Origin of the sequence: Polaromonas aquatica, assembly GCF_042659145.1 — a bacterium.
Classification (GTDB): Bacteria; Pseudomonadota; Gammaproteobacteria; order Burkholderiales; family Burkholderiaceae_C; genus Polaromonas; species Polaromonas aquatica.
Window position 1 is genome coordinate 1 of record NZ_JBHSRS010000077.1, and the last position, 16,150, is coordinate 16,150.

A 16,150-nucleotide genomic window follows, 5' to 3' on the forward strand; every position below is an offset into this window, starting at 1 on the left:
GACCAGGTGACGCAGCAAAACGCAGCCTTGGTGGAAGAAGCCGCAGCCGCAGCGGCTTCCCTGCAGGAACAGGCCAGCGGCTTATCTCAGGTGGTCAGTGTGTTCAGGCTGGGTGGTGGTGAGCGACGTAGCGCCCCTGTGGCGCTGGTTGGGTATCAAAAGGGCCTGTAGCCATTGATGAGTGCGCGCAGGCAGCTATTGTTTTGATAGCTTTCGGTAATGAGCGCTTGGGTTTGAGTCGCCGGTTTCTTGCCGGCGGTAGCCCGCATCCGGCATTTATCCCGCGCTTGCCGCCAGGCGCTGCGCCGCGATTTCTGCCACGCGCCGCACATGTGCCTGTGATGCTTCCTGGGCGGCCTGCGGGTCGCGATTGCGCAAGGCCTGCACAATGCGCTCCATCTCTGCCGCCGCTTCTGCCTTGCGGCCGCTGGAGCTGATGGTCATGGCGCGCAGGCGATTGATGCGCGCATTGAGGGATTGCACGACATCCCATGCCATGGTCAGGCCGCTGCCGATAAACATGGCTTCGTAGAAAGCCGATGTCCGCACCATGACCTCATGAAAGTCGTTTTCACTGAAGGCGGCCTGGATGTGGTCGTTCAGCTCGCCCAGGCGCTGGATGGTCGCATCGCTGGCCTTTTCCGCGCACAGGCGCGCGGCGTGGCCTTCCAGCAGCGCGCGTAACTCGTAGATTTGCGCGGCCCGGTCGGCATCCAGACTGGCGACCACCGGGCCCTGGTGCGGAATCGACTCGACCAGGCCCTCGGTTTCCAGGTGCCTGAGCACTTCCCGCACGACGGAGCGGCTGACATCCAGCTGCTCGCAGAGATTGCGCTCGACCAGGCGTTCCCCCGGCTTGAAATGGCCGCTGAAAATCGCACCGCGCATGCTCTCAAGCGTGAGTTCCCTCAGCGTCTTGGTGCTGCGGTCGACTTTGATGGAGCTGGTTTGGGTGGCTGGCACGGTTTAATGGTCCTGATCGAGATCGCCGAGGCAGAAGTATTTCACATCCAGGTAGTCATCCATGCCGTAGTGGGAGCCTTCGCGTCCGTAACCGGACTGCTTGATGCCGCCAAACGGCACGGCCTCGGATGAAATCAGGCCTGTGTTGATGCCAACCATACCAGTTTCCAGGGCTTCGGCAACGCGCCAAACCCTCGCCGTGTCCGCCGTGAAGAAATAGGCGGCCAGGCCAGCTTCCGATGCATTGGCTTGGGCAATCACGTCGGCCTCGTCCCTGAAACGCAGCAGCGGGGCCACCGGGCCAAAGGTTTCTTCCCGGGCGATCAGCATGGCCGGCGTGACGCCGCGCAGCACTGTGGGTTCGAAAAAGAACCCGCCCAGCGCGTGCGGCGCGCCGCCGGCCGCCAGCGTTGCGCCTTGCGCCAGTGCGTCCGAGATATGTGACTGGACCTTGGCCACGGCTTTCGCGTCTATCAGGGGCCCCTGGGTCACGGCCGGGTCCATGCCGTTGCCGACCTGAAGGCGGGCGACCGCTGCGGCGAGTTTTTCGGCAAAGGCCTCGTACACACCGTCCTGTACATAGATCCGGTTGGCGCAGACACAGGTCTGGCCGGCATTGCGAAATTTCGAGTCCATGGCGCCGCGCACGGCCGCGTCGATGTTGGCGTCGTCAAACACGATAAAGGGCGCGTTGCCGCCCAGCTCCATGCTGACGCGTTTGACGGTGTCGGCGCATTGTTTGATCAGCAACTTGCCGATACCGGTGGAGCCGGTGAAGGTCAGCTTGCGCACCAGCGGGTTGCTGGTCATCTCGCCGCCTATGGTTTTGGGGTCACCCGTCACGATGTTGATCACGCCGCGCGGAATGCCCGCCAGTTCGGCCAGCCTGGCGAGCGCCAGCGCCGACAGCGGTGTCTGCTCGGCCGGTTTGGCCACCACCGTGCAGCCGGCCGCCAGTGCCGGCGCCAGCTTGCGTGCCAGCATGGCATTCGGGAAGTTCCACGGCGTGATGGCGGCCACGACGCCGACCGGCTGCTTGAGTACGACAAAACGCTTGTCGGTCTGCGGCGCGGGAATCACGTCACCGTAGACACGTTTGGCTTCTTCCGCAAACCATTCGATATACGACGCGCCGTAAGCGATTTCGCCCCTGGCTTCGGCCAGCGGCTTGCCCATTTCCGCGGTCAGTATTTTCGCCAGCACCTCGGTATGCGCAACGACCAGGTCAAACCAGCGCCGCAAGAGCCGCGAGCGCTCCTTGGCAGGCAGCGCCTTCCAGGACACGCCGGCCTTGTGGGCCGCCGCAATCGCCAGCCGTGTTTCGGTCGCGCCCAGCAAGGGAACGCTGGAGACCACGGCTCCGGTCGCGGGGTTGATGACGTCGAAGTGCTGTATGCCGGCAATCCATTGGCCGTCGATATAACAACGGGTCGCCAGCAGTTCGTCATGGGTCAGGAGAGTCGTGCTCATGCGGTCTTTCGTGAAGGTGTTTCGGTTGCGTTCAGGCACGCCGGAGCCGGACCAGGGTGTTCCTGGCCCGGCTTTCATGTGTGCCGGTGGTGGTTCAGGCCGCGAGCGGGGTGGTCGCGGCTTGTTGCGCGCCGGGCATCGTCAATGGTTGTGCCAGGAATTCCTGCAGGCCCTGGTTGACGCGCTGCGGATCGGTCAGGTTCATCATGTGCCTTGCACCCGGCACGATGTTGAGTGTGGACACGGGTGTCCGTTCTGCCATGGCTTGCGACATGGCCGGGCTCGAATTCGGGTCGAACTCGCCGGTCATGAACAGGGCCGGCATGGCCAGTGTGGCCAGGCGATCGGCATGAACCCGGTCGCAGCTGGCAAACAGCTGGTAGGTGCGCGCGTAGCCCTGCGGATGCACGCGTGCGAGGATGCCGGAAACCAGGCTGGCAGAGGCCTGCAGGTCAGCCGGCACCGGGTCGCCGAACCAGCGTGCGATGGTCGAGTCCACCGTGGCCTGCACGCCTATGTCCTGCAATGCGGCGGCACGCGCCATCACGGCGGCCTTTTGCTCCGGCGTGCGCATGAACACCGCGTTCAGCGCGGCGACGCGCAGTGTGCGTGCCGGGTAAGCCAGCGCAAACTCCAGGGCCACCAGCGCGCCCATGGAATGGCCCACCACATTGGCGGCCGGCAGGCCGAGGTGGTCCAGCAGCTCTGCCAGCTGCGCGGCATACTCGGCCAGCGTCACGCCTTCGTCCGGGATGCGGCTGGCGCCGTGACCCAACATGTCGTAGACGATGACCTGGTGACCCCGGGCCAGCTCGCTGACCTGCGGTGTCCATGCGTCCTGCTCCATGCCGACGCCGTGGATCAGGACTAGCGGCTCACCTGAGCCATAAACGCTGTAGGCTGTCCCGCTCGCTATGCCCTTGACGGGCGTTGGCTCACGCGTCATTGCTGCCCAGCGCCTCGAGGTCCTTGTAGCGGTCGCCGATACGGTGGTGCGGCCGGCCGCCTATGGAAGCACCGAGCGCCACCACGATTTCATCGGGGGCGGGTGCATCGTTGATGGCGAACTGCAATGTCAGGTAGTGCGAGCGCATGCCCTCGTCATCCTTGTGCATCATGGGGATGGCGATGGAGCAATTGGGGCCGCCCCGCACGTTGGTAAAGCTCAGATAGCTTTTGGCGCCCACGGCCTTGCGGTAGAAGTTGCCGAAGTGCAGGGTGTGGATCAGGGCCGAGGCGTGTTCCACCTCGCCGCTGGTGCCGACGATGGCTGCCTTGCCATAAGCCTCGATGACAGCGCCGGAGCCGGTCATGCCGAGCATGGTGTCCGTCAGCAGCTTGCCGAGGACGGGCGCGATGGCCATGATTTCCGGCTTGAGGTCTTCAACAAAACCGCGACCGGCCCAGGGGTTCCTGAGCACGGCGGCGGCGCCAAACATCCTCAGGGGGGTAGCTGCCTGTTTCTGGCCTTCGATCAGGGTTTCTTCGCAATAGGTGACGATTTTGCGGATGCCGCTGTTTTGCATGACAAATTCTTTCGTGAATGAAAATTCGGGTAATTGCCCATCAAGGGGACAAAGGCCGCTGAAAAAAGCGGCCCTCTGTCATTGAGGCTTTTTATTGGCCGGTGATCTTGGCTGCCTTGACCACGGCGCGGTATTTTTCAACCTCGGTTGCCATGAACTTGCGCAACTCGTCAGCGGAAGCACCGGAAGCGCTGATGCCTTGTTCAGCCAGCTTCTTGCGGATGGCCGGATCTGCCAGCACCTGCTGCGCGGCCGCCTGGACTTTTTGCAGGATCTCGGGCGGCGTTTTGGCCGGCATGAACAGGCCGAACCAGACGCCCAGATCAAAACCTTCCAGCCCGCGCACCATGCCCAGCGCAGGAATGCCCGGTGCGAGCTCCGACGGTTTGGCGCTGGTCACGGCATAGGCCTTGATTTTTCCGGACTTGATGTAGGGTTGGGCGGCGCTGAGCGTCGAGACGCCCAGGTCGATCTGGCCGCCTATCAGGTCCACCAGCGCCGGTGCTGCGCCGCGGTAGGGAATGTGCGTCATGAAGATGTTGGCGCGCATTTTCAGTAACTCACCGGCGACGTGCATGGGTGTGCCGTTACCTGCCGAGGCGTAGCTAAGAACGCCGGGTTTGGCGTGTGCCAGGGCCAGCAGCTCGGTGACATTGTTCGCGGGCAGGCCGGGCTTGCCGACCAGCACCATCGGACCGGTGCCGACAAAAACGGCGGGTGCGAGGTCCTTGATGCCGTCGTAGGCGAGCGCCGGGTTGATCAGCTTGTTGATCAGGATTTCAGAGCCGGAGCCCAGCAGGATGGTGTAGCCGTCCGGTGCGGCGCGTATCGTGCGTTGCGTGCCGAGCAGGCCGCCGGCACCGGACACGTTGTCGATGATGACGCTCTGGCCAAGGCGCTCACCGAGCATGGGCGCCAGGTTGCGCGCCACGATGTCGGAGCTGCCGCCGGGGGCGAACGGGACCACCAGCGTGATGGGCTTGTCGGGGTAGGCGGCAAACGCGCCGCCCGCGCCCAGTAGCAGGCCGCAGATGGCGGCAACACGGCTCGTACGCGGCAAAAGGCGCTTGGCGAAGAAGTTTTTCAATGTAGGGATGCTCATGGAAGTCCTGTCTGGATGGGTTCAGGTGATTGAAATTGTATTCTTGTATGTTGGTATACCAATTATGAAGAGCAAAGGCGTTTAAAAATCCTAGGGAAAACCCTTGATTTATGCGTGAGTACCGAGCATTGGTGCGAATCACGCAGGCGCCACAGCGTGTGTGTCCGGAGGGCAGAAAAAGTGCCCAAAAGACGCTTTTGCCAAGGCTGCCGGCAATGTCGGGGCTGCGCTCGTGCAGACCCGCCAATACAATCCAGCATGGACTGCACAAGCCGGTCTTCAGGGCCTTTGCTGGTGGCAGAGCGGATGCCGTTGAGGTTCGGGCTGGTTAATTTAAACAAGGACATCTTCAATGAGCACCCCAACGGCAACGCCAGGGCAGAAAAACAACAACACGGCAAACGCGCAGACGGACAGCGCGCTGGCACTGGAATTCGTGCAATTTGCCGTTGAATCGGGGGTATTGCGCTTTGGCGAATTCAAGACCAAGGCCGGGCGCCTGAGCCCCTACTTTTTTAACGCGGGCCTGTTTGACGACGGCGCCAAGCTGGGCCGGCTGGCCCAGTTTTATGCGCGCCAGCTGCTGCTGGAAGAGAAAAACACCGGCCTGCAGTTCGACATGATTTTTGGCCCCGCCTACAAGGGCATTCCACTGGCGGCCGCAGTGTCCATAGAGCTTGCCAGGCTGGGCCGCAACCTGCCGTTTGCCTACAACCGCAAGGAAGCCAAGGACCATGGCGAAGGCGGCTCGCTGGTGGGCGCGCCGGTCAAGGGACGGGTGCTGATTGTGGACGACGTGATGTCGGCCGGCACGGCGGCGCGCGAGTCGATTGCCATCATCAAGGCCGCCGGGGCGATTCCCCATGCCGTGGCGATTGCCCTGGACCGGCAGGAAAAAGCCACGGAAAAGGGCCTTGACGTGAACTACAGCGCTGTGCAATATGTTACAAATCAGCTGGGTTTGCAGGTTTGTGCGATTGCCCGACTGACTGACTTGCTTCAGTATCTGGCTGCGCAGGGCGATGCTTCCCCGGCCGACCAGGCCGACGGTGGCTCGCTTGGCGGGCATTACCAGGCCGTATTGGCATACAGGGAACGCTACGGCGTTGATTGAAATTCAAGTGCTCTCGACAACGGTGGTTTTTGCGGGGTGGATGGCTGCGATGCTCGTGTCGGGCGCAGCCATGGCCCAGGGCATTTACACCTGCGTTGACGGCAAGGGCCGCAAGATTACCTCGGACCGCCCGATTGCGGAGTGCACGGACCGCACGCAACAGGAGATCACGCCAAGCGGCACGGTCAAGCGTGTGATAGGCCCGACGCTCACCGCACAGGAGCGTGCTGTGCAGGACGAAAAGGACAAGGCCGCAGCCGAGGCGCGTGCACTGGCGGCCGAGGAAAAACGGCGTGACCGCGCCTTGCTGCTGCGCTACCCCAACCGGCAGGTGCACGACAAGGAGCGCGGCCTGGCGCTGGCCCAGGTGGACGAGGTGATCAAGGCCTCAGCCAAGCGGACGCAGGAGCTAGCCGAGCAGCGCAAGGCCATCAATGCCGAGCTGGAGTTTTACAAAAAAGACCCCAACAAGGCGCCGCCGCCCCTCAAGCGCAGGCTGGAAGAAAACGAGAGCAGCGTGGCGGTGCAAAAACGTTTTGTGGCCGACCAGGACATGGAAAAGCAGCGTGTCAACCTGCGTTTTGACGAAGAGCTGGTCAAGCTCAAGCAGCTCTGGGGCATGATGGCGCCGCCGCCTACCAGTACCGCCGGCGCCAGCAGCCCCAAAGTCACTTCCAGTAACTGATTTCCGGGAGTTTCAGGCCCCTGGCGTCCATATTCAGCGTGCAGATAGCTATGGTTTTAATAGCGTGCCAGCTGCTGCATCATTCCACACGCACATTGGCTTTCTTCACCACCGCAGTCCATTTCGCAATGTCCTTGCGGGTGTAGGCATCGAAAGCTTCGGGCGTGGAACTGGTGGCATCTGTGCCCATCGTTTTGAGAGTGTCCAGGTAGGCCGGGATCCTGGCGATGCGCACCGTCTCGGCGTTGAGGATGCTGATGATGGCTTTGGGCGTGCCGGCCGGTGCCGACAGGCCGGTCCAGGAACTCGCGTCGAAGCCCGGGATGCCGGATTCCGCGACCGTGGGTATCTCCGGCGCGGCCGACGAGCGTTTGCCTGAAGTGACCGCCAGCGCATTGAGCTTGCCGCTGCGCACGTGGGGAATGGCGTTGGGGATCGTCTCAAGCATCATGGACACCTGGCCGGCCATCAGGTCGGGCATGGCGGCGCCACCACCCTTGTAGGGAACATGAACGATATCGATACCGGCGGAGATCTTGAACAGCTCGCCGAACAGGTGTGAGGCCGAGCCGTTCCCGGCCGACGCAAAATTGAGCTTTCCCGGATTGGCTTTGGCGTAGGCGATCAGCTCGCTGACGTTTTTTGCCGGTACACCGGGGTTTACAAGCAATATGTTCGGCAGCGTGTGAAGCAAGCCGATAGGGGCAAGGTCCTTTAGTGGGTCGATCTTGCGGGCCGGGTAAAGCGCCGGGCCTATGCTGTGCGTGCCATTGGTGGCGAACAGCACGGTGTAGCCATCGGGCGCTGCATGGGCCACGGCGTCCATCGCAATGACGCCGCCCGCGCCGGGCCGGTTGTCAACAATGACCGGTACCTTCAGCCCGTCGGACATGAAACGCGCGACCGAGCGCGCCAGCAGGTCCGACGAGCCGCCGGCTGCGAACGGGACCACGATGCGGATCGGTTTGTCCGGGAATGTCTGGGCTGATACGGGGTTTGCAGCGCCGAACACGGCAGCGGTCATTGCAAGGGACGCAATGGTCTTGATGAATTTTCTTTTCACTGGGGGGCTCCATGGAATTGAGGTAGGTGCATGACGCAAGTTTCAGTCCAAACGGCGGGTTCGCAAAGGCGTTTTAAGGGCAAAAGGCCGCGCGGCTGGTTGTGCCCATCACTAGCAGCTATGCGGCCAGTGCATACGACATCCGGATGCGCGTGTTAATGTTGTGCAGCCGGAAGAAAAAAAGTGGAACTCAGTCAACTCAGCTACTTCGTACAGGTTGCCGCACACGGCAGCTTTTCGCGTGCGGCGGCCGTCCTGGAAGTGACGCAGCCTTTTCTCAGCCGGCAGATTCGCCGCCTTGAAGTGGAGTTGCACCGGCATCTTTTTTACCGTCATGGCCGGGGCATCTCGCTGACGGACGATGGGCAAAACTTCCTGCTGATTGCCAAAAGCGTGCTGCACCAGCTGGAGCTTGCATCGCAGGTCAGGACGGCTGATGAAAACGAGTTGAGCGGCCGCTTTGTCCTGGGCCTGACGCCGTCGCTGGCACGCATACTGACCGTGCCGCTGGTCAGGGCCTTCACGGCCCGCTTTCCGCTGGCCAAATTGTCGATCGTTGAAGGGCTCTCGCGCAGCCTGCACGAAATGCTGCTGGTCGAACGGCTGGATGCGGCGGTATTGCACGACCAGGCGCCTTCGTCGCTGATCGATATAGAACCTGTCATGGTGGATGTCCTTTGCATGATTGCGCGCCGTAGCGCATCGGGCGAGGAGCCGGCATCCATCAGCTTTGATGCGCTGGCGAAGCTGCCGGTTATTTTTCCAAGTGCACCGCATCCGCTGCGCTCCATCGTCGAGGCGCAAGCCACCAAAAACGGCGTCAAGCTGGATGTGGTGCATGACATTGACGGCGTCGAGACGATTCTTGAACTGGTGCAGGAAGGCTTTGGCCATACCATCGCCTCGGCCATCGTGCTGAAGGCCGGGCGCTGGTCCCAGACGCTTGCCGCCATCCCTATCGTGGGGCCATCCATGACCACCACGCTGTCGCTGGCAACCTCAGTGCGGCATCAGCCCAAGGCCTTGCACCGCATGACGCTGGACATCATCCGCGAACTGTTCAGCCGGCTGCCGCCGACCGTCCCGTAGCTGCGGATCAACCGGCGACCGGCGCCGCGGTTCCTTCTATCTGCACCCGGAAACCCGAGCGCACATTCGGCCAGTAATCCCAGATGGCCTGGTGGTGCGTGCAGCGGTTGTCCCAGAACGCAATCGAGTGCGCACGCCAGCGGAAGCGGCAGGCCCATTCGGCGCGGGCACAGTGGTCATAGAGAAACTGCAGGATGCGGTCGCTCTCCTGGCGCGGAATGTCGTTGATGTGCGAGGTGAAATCGGTATTGACGTAGATCAGCTTTTTGCCTGTTTCAGGATGCTGCGTGATGACCGGATGGACCGAGACCGGCGTGCCCGGGCCAAACACCCTTGTGCCGTCGTGTGTCGCCATCAGGCCGTCGAGGTATTGCTTCATCTTTGGCGACAGCGCCTCGTAGGCCGAGTACATGCTGGCGAACATGGTGTCGCCGCCACCGTGCGGCGGAACCGTGTGGTTGTACAGCATGCTGCCCAGCGGGGGAATGGCCGCGCAGGACTGGTCGCTGTGCCAGTTCTCGCCCGAAACGCGCGTGGAGGTTTCATCGTAGTGAAACCTGCGCACCAGCGGGTTGTCGGTGGACTTGCTGATGGTGTTGACGCCGACGTGCTTGCCGAGCGGGCCGAAATAACTGGCCACCCGGATCTGGTCGTCAAAGCTGATTTTCTGGTCGCGAAAGAAAATCACCTGGCTTTCAAGGAAGGCCTGCTTGAGTTCTGCAACCTGTTCATCCGTGAGCGGACGTGTGAGGTCGATGTTGCCGATTTCCGCGCCTATGTGGGGTGAAAGCGGTGTGACGCTGATGTGCTTGTAGCTCATGGGGGCTCCGAAGTTGTGGGGTAAACAAATTCTAGGAGCGGGCCACCCCGTGGCATAGCCTTGCACCGCACTACTAGGTATGCAGGCGGTGCATGGCTTGGGCGCTGGTTGGCGCCCCGGCTTCAGCCGAGCTTTTTCTTCAGCAGTTCGTTGACCTGCGCAGGGTTGGCCTTGCCCTTGGTGGCTTTCATGGCCTGGCCGACCAGTGCGTTCATGGCCTTGCTGTTGCCGGCTTTTACTTCTTCAACGTTTTTGGCGTTGGCGGCCAGCACCTCGTCGATGATTTTTTCCAGCTCACCGGTGTCGCTCATGGACTTGAGGCCCCTGGCTTCGATGATGGCGTCCACATCGCTGCCTTCGCCCGACCACAGGGCATCGAAGACCTGGCGGGCGGCGTTGTTGGCGATGGTGCCGTCGGCAATGCGGCCAATCAGTGCTGCCAGTTGTGCGGCGCTGACGGACGAATCCTCGATGGATTTCTCTTCTGCATTCAGGCGGCGCGACAACTCGCCCATCACCCAGTTGCTAGCCAGCTTGGCTTGTTTGCTCGCGGCCGCTACGGCCTCGAAATAAGACGCAGTGGCCTTGCTTTGCGTGAGCTGGCCGGCGTCGTATTCGGGCAGGCCGTAGTCCGCCACAAAACGCGTGGCCATCACGCGCGGCAACTCGGACATCTCCGCGCGTGTCTTTTCAACCCAGTCGCGGCCAATCACCAGCGGCGGCAAATCCGGGTCGGGGAAGTAGCGGTAATCCGCCGCATCTTCCTTGGTGCGCATGGCGCGTGTTTCACCGGTGTCGGGGTCAAACAGCACGGTGGCCTGCTGGATGGCGTGCCCGTCTTCGATCTGCTCGATTTGCCAGCGCACTTCAAAGTCGATGGCCTGCTGCATGAACTTGAAGCTGTTCAGGTTCTTGATCTCGCGGCGCGTGCCGAGTTCGGCGCCGGGTTTGCGCACCGACACGTTGGCATCGCAGCGGAAGCTGCCTTCCTGCATGTTGCCGTCGCAAATGCCAATCCAGGTCACGATCTTGTGCAGCTCTTTGGCGTAAGCCACGGCCTCTGCCGACGAGCGCATGTCGGGCTCGGTCACGATCTCCAGCAGCGGCGTGCCAGCGCGGTTCAAATCGATGCCGCTCATGCCTATGAAATCCTCATGCAGCGATTTGCCGGCGTCTTCTTCGAGGTGGGCACGCACCAGGCGCACCGATTTTTTCTCGTCACCCAGGAAAAATTCCACCGAGCCGCCTTGCACCACGGGGATTTCGAACTGGCTGATCTGGTAGCCCTTGGGCAGGTCGGGGTAGAAATAATTCTTGCGCGCAAACACACTGCTCTCGGCAATGTGCGCGTTGACGGCCAGGCCGAACTCGATGGCGCGTTGCACCGCGCCCTTGTTCATCACCGGCAGTGCGCCGGGCAGGGCGAAGTCCACCGCAGAAGCCTGCGTGTTCGGCTCGGCGCCAAAGGCCGTGGAGGCGCGGCTGAAAATTTTCGATCGGGTGGTCAGCTGGGTGTGGGTTTCAAAGCCGATGATGACTTCGTAGCCCTGCACGAGCGGCCCGATGGGCCGGCCGACCTGCATGTCGGCAAAGGGGTTCGCGGTAGTTTGGGTCTGGCTCATGTCAAATCACTCAAATGCCTTGCGGTTTGCGCTGGTGCCAGTCGGTCGCCAGCTGGAACTGGTGCGCGGTGCCCAGCAACTGCGCTTCCTTGAAATAATTGCCTATCAGCTGCAGGCCGACCGGCATGCCGTGTGCGCCGAAGCCGGCCGGCACACTCATGCCGGGCAGGCCCGCCAGGCTGCTGGACAGGGTGTAGATATCGGCCAGGTAGTTGGCGACCGGGTCGTCCCCTTTTTCGCCTATCTTCCAGGCCACGGTGGGAGACACCGGGCCGGCAATGATGTCGCACTGCGCAAAGGCTTTCTGGAAATCCTCGGCGATCAGGCGGCGGATTTTTTGCGCCTTGAGGTAATACGCGTCGTAATAACCGTGCGACAGCACATAGGTGCCAATCATGATGCGGCGTGTGGCCTCGTCGCCAAAACCTTCCGAGCGCGACTTTTTGTACATGTCGTTGAGGTCGGTATAAGCGGAGGCCCTGTGCCCATACCGCACGCCGTCATAACGGCTCAGGTTGCTGCTGGCCTCGGCCGGGGCAATCACGTAGTAGACCGGAATGGACAGCTCGGTGAGCGGCAAATCCACCTCCACCAAGACCGCGCCCAGCTTTTCCAGCTCGGCCAGGGCTGCGCGTACGGCGGTCAGCACGTCAGGGGCACAGCCGGAGCTGAAAAACTGCTTCGGAAGGCCGATTCTCAAGCCTTTCAGGCCGCTGGCCAAGGTGCCTTGCGCGCTGGTAGCTATCAAATCAGTAGCGTAGTCGGTGGCGGGCATGTCCAGCGAGGTCGAGTCGCGGTCCAGGTCGGGGCCGGCCATGCTGGACAGCAGCAGCGCGCAATCGAGCGCGCTGCGCGCCATCGGGCCGGCCTGGTCCAGGCTGGAGGCAAACGCCACCATGCCGTAGCGCGAGCAGCGGCCATAGGTTGGCTTGATGCCGGTGAGGCTGCTCATCGATGCGGGCTGGCGGATAGAGCCGCCGGTGTCTGTACCGGTGGCGGCGGGCGCCAGGCGAGCCGCCACGGCCGTGGCCGAACCACCCGAAGAGCCGCCGGGAATGCGGCTCAGATCCCAGGGGTTTTGCACCGGCTTGTAGGCGCTGTTCTCATTGCCTGAGCCCATGGCGAACTCGTCGCAGTTGAGTTTGCCCAGGGTGACCATGCCGGCGCCGTTAGTGACACCGAGCTTGCTGACCACAGTGGCGTCAAACGGGCTGCGGTAGTTTTCCAGCATTTTCGAGCCGGCGGTGGTCACGAAATCGCGCGTGACAAACACGTCCTTGTGCGCCAGCGGCACGCCCAGCAGGGGCGTACGTTCGCCGGCGGCCAGCCGCGCATCGGCGGCTTTGGCCTGTGCCAGCGATACGTCCGCATTGGTGGCGAGGAAAGCGCCCAGGCCCTCATGTTGCCGGATGCGCGCCAGGAAGTGCTGCGTGACCTCGACGCTGGAAACCTCGCGGGCGGCCAGTCTGGCGGCCAGATCAAACACGCCCAGGTCGTGCAGGTCGGTATTGGACGGGGTCGTGCTCATTCGATCACCTTGGGAACAAGGAACAGGCCGCGTTCGACGGCGGGCGCGCTGACCTGGCTGATGTCGCGCTGGTTCGGTTCGCTGGCGATGTCCTCGCGCAGGCGCAGGGCGACCTGGCCCAGCACGGCGGCCGGATGGGCCAGCGGTGCCACGCCTTCGGTATTGACTGCATTCATCTGTTCGACCAGGGCGAAAAAACCGTTGAGCTGGCCGAGCACGCGCTCGGTTTCGTCAGGGCGCAATTCAAGCCTCGCCAGGTTGGCGACGCGTGCAATGTCTTGGGAGTTCAAAGCCATGGGTAAAAGAGCTCAAAAAGAGGGCTGAAACGAGGTGTAAAGATAAAGCAATGGCCTTAATATCGACCATTGGTAAAGAGGGGATGCGTTATTATCCCGCCTTTGATGTGAAATCAGGGCGGGATGCACGCTTTAGGCGGTTTTTAAAGGCTTGAATCGGGTTTTCCCAAGACGCTTTCGTTTCTTCTCCAATTTTGACCCATCACAAAAAGGCGATAGGGCAACGAAGTTTGCCCATGCCCCAACCGGACTTCTGAACATGTTTGAAGCATTCCGTCGGTATTTTTCCACCGACCTGGCCATCGATCTTGGCACCGCCAACACCCTGATTTTTGTACGTGACCGCGGCATTGTGCTGGATGAGCCCTCCGTCGTCGCCATTCGCCATGAAGGCGGCCCCCAGGGTAAAAAAACCATCCAGGCCGTCGGCCACGAAGCCAAGGCCATGCTGGGCAAGGTGCCCGGCAACATCGAGGCGATTCGCCCCATGAAGGACGGCGTGATTGCCGACTTCACCGTCACCGAGCAGATGCTCAAGCAATTCATCAAGATGGTGCACCCGCGCAGCTTCTTCAAGCCCAGCCCGCGCATCATCATCTGCGTGCCCTGCGGCTCTACCCAGGTCGAGCGCCGCGCCATCCGTGAAAGCGCCCTGGGCGCCGGCGCCAGCGACGTTTACCTGATCGAGGAACCCATGGCTGCCGCGATAGGCGCAGGTTTGCCGGTGAGCGAAGCCAGCGGCTCCATGGTTGTCGACATCGGCGGCGGCACCACCGAGGTCGGCGTGATCTCGCTGGGCGGCATGGTCTACAAGGGCAGCGTGCGTGTTGGCGGCGACCGTTTCGACGAAGCCATCATCAACTACATCCGCCGCAACTACGGCATGCTGATCGGCGAGCCGACGGCCGAGGCCATCAAGAAAAACATCGGTTCGGCCTTCCCCGGCGCCGAAGTCAAGGAAATGGAAGTCAAGGGCCGCAACCTCTCCGAAGGCGTGCCGCGCAGCTTCACGATCTCGAGCAACGAAATCCTCGAAGCCCTGACCGACCCGCTCAACAACATCGTCAGCGCCGTCAAAAACGCGCTGGAACAGACCCCGCCCGAGCTTGGCGCCGACATTGCCGACCGCGGCATGATGCTGACCGGCGGCGGCGCGCTGTTGCGCGACCTGGACCGTCTGCTGGCCGAGGAAACCGGCCTGCCGGTGCTGGTGGCGGAAGAGCCGCTGACCTGCGTGGTGCGCGGTTGCGGCATTGCGCTGGAGCGCATGGACCGCATGGGCTCGATCTTCACCTCGGAATAAGTATCGTCCACGCCGTTCTTCATGCTGTATGAAGCGGGGCCAGCCTGACAGCGAACCATGCCCTTAGGAACACTAGACAGATCTCCGCCGCCCATTTTTAAACAGGGGCCGTCGGCGCTGTCCAAACTGATGTTCTTCAGCGCCTTGTCGCTGTTCCTGATGGTGGCCGACACGCGTTTCAGCATTACCCAGCCGGTGCGCGCGGCGCTGGCCACCGCGCTTTACCCGATACAGTGGCTGGCCTTGCAGCCGGTGCGCGCCGTGCAGGGCAGTGGTGAGTACTTCACCGGCCTGAGCCGGGCCAATGCCAACAGCGAAGACGCCCGCAGGAAACTGGCCCTGCAGTCGCTGCGCGCAGGGCAGGTCGAGCAGCTGTCGCAGGAGAACAGCCGGCTGCGCAAGCTGCTGGGCCTGCGCGAGCAACTGGTCACCCCGGTCATGGCTGCAGAAGTGCTGTACGACGCGGCCGACCCCTACACACGCAAGGTCATCATCGACAAGGGCATGGCGCAGGGCGTTGAACTCGGCTCGCCAGTGCTGGACGAGTCCGGCGTGCTGGGCCAGGTGACACGGGTGCACCCGCTGGTCAGCGAGGTGACACTGGTGATTGACCGCGACCTGGCGATTCCCGTGCTCAATGTACGTACCGGCGCGCGCAGCGTGGCTTACGGCGACCCTTCCACCCCGGGCGGTGGCCTGGAACTGCGCTTCATGGGCAGCAATTCTGACGTGCAGCAGGGCGACCTGCTCACCACCAGCGGCGTTGACGGCGTGTACCCGCCAGGCCTGCCCGTTGCAAAGATCAGCCGGATCGAGCGCCGTGCCGAATCCGCCTTCTCCAAAATTTACTGCGCGCCGCAGGCGCTGGTGACCGGCGCGCGGCATGTCATGGTGGTCAAACCCGTCGCGGGCCAGATACCGACGCGGCCGGAGGCTGATGCCATGGACGCGGCCCAGGCGCCGGCCAAAAAGGGATCAGCCAAATGATCATGCGATCAGGCCAGCAGCTGCTGCTGCCCGCCAACCCGGTATTCATCTGGAGCAGCCTGATCGTGGCGCTGCTGCTGGACATGCTGCCGCTGGGCCGTGTGCCCTGGATGCCCGACTTCCTCGCGCTGGTGCTGGTTTTCTGGAACGTGCACCAGCCGCTGCGCGTGGGCATAGGCGTGGCCTTCATGTTCGGGCTGGGCATGGACGTGCACCAGTCGTCCTTGCTGGGCCAGCACGCCCTGTCGTACACGGCGCTGAGCTTTTTGGCGACCATGATCCACCGCCGCCTGCTCTGGTTTGCGGTGCCGTCGCAGGCCCTGCAGGTGTTGCCGCTGTTTGCGCTGGCGCATGGCGTGGAGTTGATCATCCGCATGATTGGCGGCGGGATTTTCCCGGGCTGGATCATGTTGCTGGCCCCCTTGCTGGAGTCGCTGCTGTGGCCTGTGGTGAGCATCCTGCTGCTGGTGCCGCAACGGCGGGCGCCGAATCCTGATGAAAACCGGCCACTATGAGGCCCCCACGGTCGTTCACTTCGTGTAACTCCCTGCCCCCCGAGGGGGCCGCTGCGCCTGCGGTCTG

General features: G+C 62.5%; 16 protein-coding genes and 2 pseudogenes. 7 read left to right on the plus strand and 11 right to left on the minus strand.

Annotation, left to right across the window (positions count from 1 at the left end):
• Positions 1 to 171, plus strand: a pseudogene (locus ACFQND_RS14235) (methyl-accepting chemotaxis protein); the annotation flags it as partial.
• 105 nt (positions 172 to 276) lie between these two features.
• Here the strand turns inward: ACFQND_RS14235 and ACFQND_RS14240 are convergent.
• The 6 genes and pseudogenes from ACFQND_RS14240 to ACFQND_RS14265 all read right to left on the minus strand — a co-directional run.
• Complete coding sequence (locus tag ACFQND_RS14240; RefSeq protein WP_371438232.1) at positions 277 to 963, minus strand: GntR family transcriptional regulator; 687 nt, start codon at positions 961 to 963, stop codon at positions 277 to 279.
• Positions 964 to 966: 3 nt separating this feature from the next.
• The gene (locus tag ACFQND_RS14245; RefSeq protein ID WP_371438233.1) at positions 967 to 2,433 is read right to left on the minus strand and encodes an NAD-dependent succinate-semialdehyde dehydrogenase; all 1,467 of its coding nucleotides are present in this window, start codon (positions 2,431 to 2,433) and stop codon (positions 967 to 969) included.
• 94 nt (positions 2,434 to 2,527) lie between these two features.
• Positions 2,528 to 3,379, minus strand: a complete 852-nt coding sequence (locus ACFQND_RS14250) for an alpha/beta fold hydrolase (protein ID WP_371438234.1) — start codon at positions 3,377 to 3,379, stop codon at positions 2,528 to 2,530.
• Positions 3,369 to 3,959 carry an amino acid synthesis family protein gene (locus ACFQND_RS14255; protein ID WP_371438235.1) on the minus strand — a complete coding sequence of 197 codons (591 nt, stop codon included), beginning with the start codon at positions 3,957 to 3,959 and terminating at the stop codon, positions 3,369 to 3,371. Before ACFQND_RS14255 ends, ACFQND_RS14250 begins: the two co-directional genes overlap by 11 nt.
• A 91-nt stretch (positions 3,960 to 4,050) precedes the next feature.
• A complete protein-coding gene (locus ACFQND_RS14260) occupies positions 4,051 to 5,061 on the minus strand; it encodes a Bug family tripartite tricarboxylate transporter substrate binding protein (RefSeq protein ID WP_371438236.1) in 1,011 nt (336 codons plus the stop codon).
• Positions 5,062 to 5,306: 245 nt separating this feature from the next.
• Positions 5,307 to 5,402, minus strand: a pseudogene (locus ACFQND_RS14265) (exodeoxyribonuclease III); the annotation flags it as partial.
• A gap of 11 nt (positions 5,403 to 5,413) precedes the next feature.
• Here ACFQND_RS14265 and pyrE point away from each other — a divergent pair.
• Both pyrE and ACFQND_RS14275 read left to right on the plus strand, forming a co-directional pair.
• Positions 5,414 to 6,175, plus strand: coding sequence for an orotate phosphoribosyltransferase (gene pyrE, locus ACFQND_RS14270; RefSeq protein WP_371438237.1), 762 nt, complete (start codon positions 5,414 to 5,416; stop codon positions 6,173 to 6,175).
• Positions 6,168 to 6,860 carry a DUF4124 domain-containing protein gene (locus tag ACFQND_RS14275; protein ID WP_377413962.1) on the plus strand — a complete coding sequence of 231 codons (693 nt, stop codon included), beginning with the start codon at positions 6,168 to 6,170 and terminating at the stop codon, positions 6,858 to 6,860. Before pyrE ends, ACFQND_RS14275 begins: the two co-directional genes overlap by 8 nt.
• A 79-nt stretch (positions 6,861 to 6,939) precedes the next feature.
• On the opposite strand, the gene ACFQND_RS14280 is transcribed toward ACFQND_RS14275, so the two are convergent.
• Complete coding sequence (locus ACFQND_RS14280; protein WP_371438239.1) at positions 6,940 to 7,923, minus strand: Bug family tripartite tricarboxylate transporter substrate binding protein; 984 nt, start codon at positions 7,921 to 7,923, stop codon at positions 6,940 to 6,942.
• Positions 7,924 to 8,106: 183 nt separating this feature from the next.
• On the opposite strand from ACFQND_RS14280, the gene ACFQND_RS14285 reads away from it, so the two are divergent.
• Positions 8,107 to 9,012, plus strand: coding sequence for a LysR substrate-binding domain-containing protein (locus ACFQND_RS14285; RefSeq protein ID WP_371438240.1), 906 nt, complete (start codon positions 8,107 to 8,109; stop codon positions 9,010 to 9,012).
• 7 nt (positions 9,013 to 9,019) lie between these two features.
• On the opposite strand, the gene ACFQND_RS14290 is transcribed toward ACFQND_RS14285, so the two are convergent.
• The 4 genes from ACFQND_RS14290 to gatC all read right to left on the minus strand — a co-directional run bounded on the left by ACFQND_RS14290 (position 9,020) and on the right by gatC (position 13,278).
• Positions 9,020 to 9,832 (minus strand): TauD/TfdA dioxygenase family protein, encoded by an 813-nt coding sequence (locus ACFQND_RS14290; protein WP_371438241.1) that lies wholly within the window; start codon positions 9,830 to 9,832, stop codon positions 9,020 to 9,022.
• Between the two features lie 122 nt (positions 9,833 to 9,954).
• Positions 9,955 to 11,415, minus strand: coding sequence for an Asp-tRNA(Asn)/Glu-tRNA(Gln) amidotransferase subunit GatB (gene gatB, locus ACFQND_RS14295; RefSeq protein WP_371438267.1), 1,461 nt, complete (start codon positions 11,413 to 11,415; stop codon positions 9,955 to 9,957).
• 49 nt (positions 11,416 to 11,464) lie between these two features.
• The gene (gene gatA / locus ACFQND_RS14300; RefSeq protein ID WP_371438242.1) at positions 11,465 to 12,982 is read right to left on the minus strand and encodes an Asp-tRNA(Asn)/Glu-tRNA(Gln) amidotransferase subunit GatA; all 1,518 of its coding nucleotides are present in this window, start codon (positions 12,980 to 12,982) and stop codon (positions 11,465 to 11,467) included.
• A complete protein-coding gene (gene gatC / locus ACFQND_RS14305) occupies positions 12,979 to 13,278 on the minus strand; it encodes an Asp-tRNA(Asn)/Glu-tRNA(Gln) amidotransferase subunit GatC (RefSeq protein WP_371438243.1) in 300 nt (99 codons plus the stop codon). Before gatC ends, gatA begins: the two co-directional genes overlap by 4 nt.
• A 259-nt stretch (positions 13,279 to 13,537) precedes the next feature.
• Between gatC and ACFQND_RS14310 the strand changes: the two genes are divergently transcribed.
• Genes ACFQND_RS14310 through mreD form a run of 3 tightly spaced genes read left to right on the plus strand, consistent with a single transcriptional unit; the run spans position 13,538 to position 16,083 of the window.
• Complete coding sequence (locus ACFQND_RS14310; protein ID WP_371438244.1) at positions 13,538 to 14,581, plus strand: rod shape-determining protein; 1,044 nt, start codon at positions 13,538 to 13,540, stop codon at positions 14,579 to 14,581.
• Positions 14,582 to 14,638: 57 nt separating this feature from the next.
• Positions 14,639 to 15,568, plus strand: a complete 930-nt coding sequence (mreC, locus tag ACFQND_RS14315; RefSeq protein ID WP_371438245.1) for a rod shape-determining protein MreC — start codon at positions 14,639 to 14,641, stop codon at positions 15,566 to 15,568.
• Positions 15,565 to 16,083 carry a rod shape-determining protein MreD gene (gene mreD, locus ACFQND_RS14320; protein ID WP_371438246.1) on the plus strand — a complete coding sequence of 173 codons (519 nt, stop codon included), beginning with the start codon at positions 15,565 to 15,567 and terminating at the stop codon, positions 16,081 to 16,083. The genes mreC and mreD overlap by 4 nt, the downstream gene beginning before the upstream one ends.
• The last annotated feature ends 67 nt before the right edge of the window (positions 16,084 to 16,150 follow it).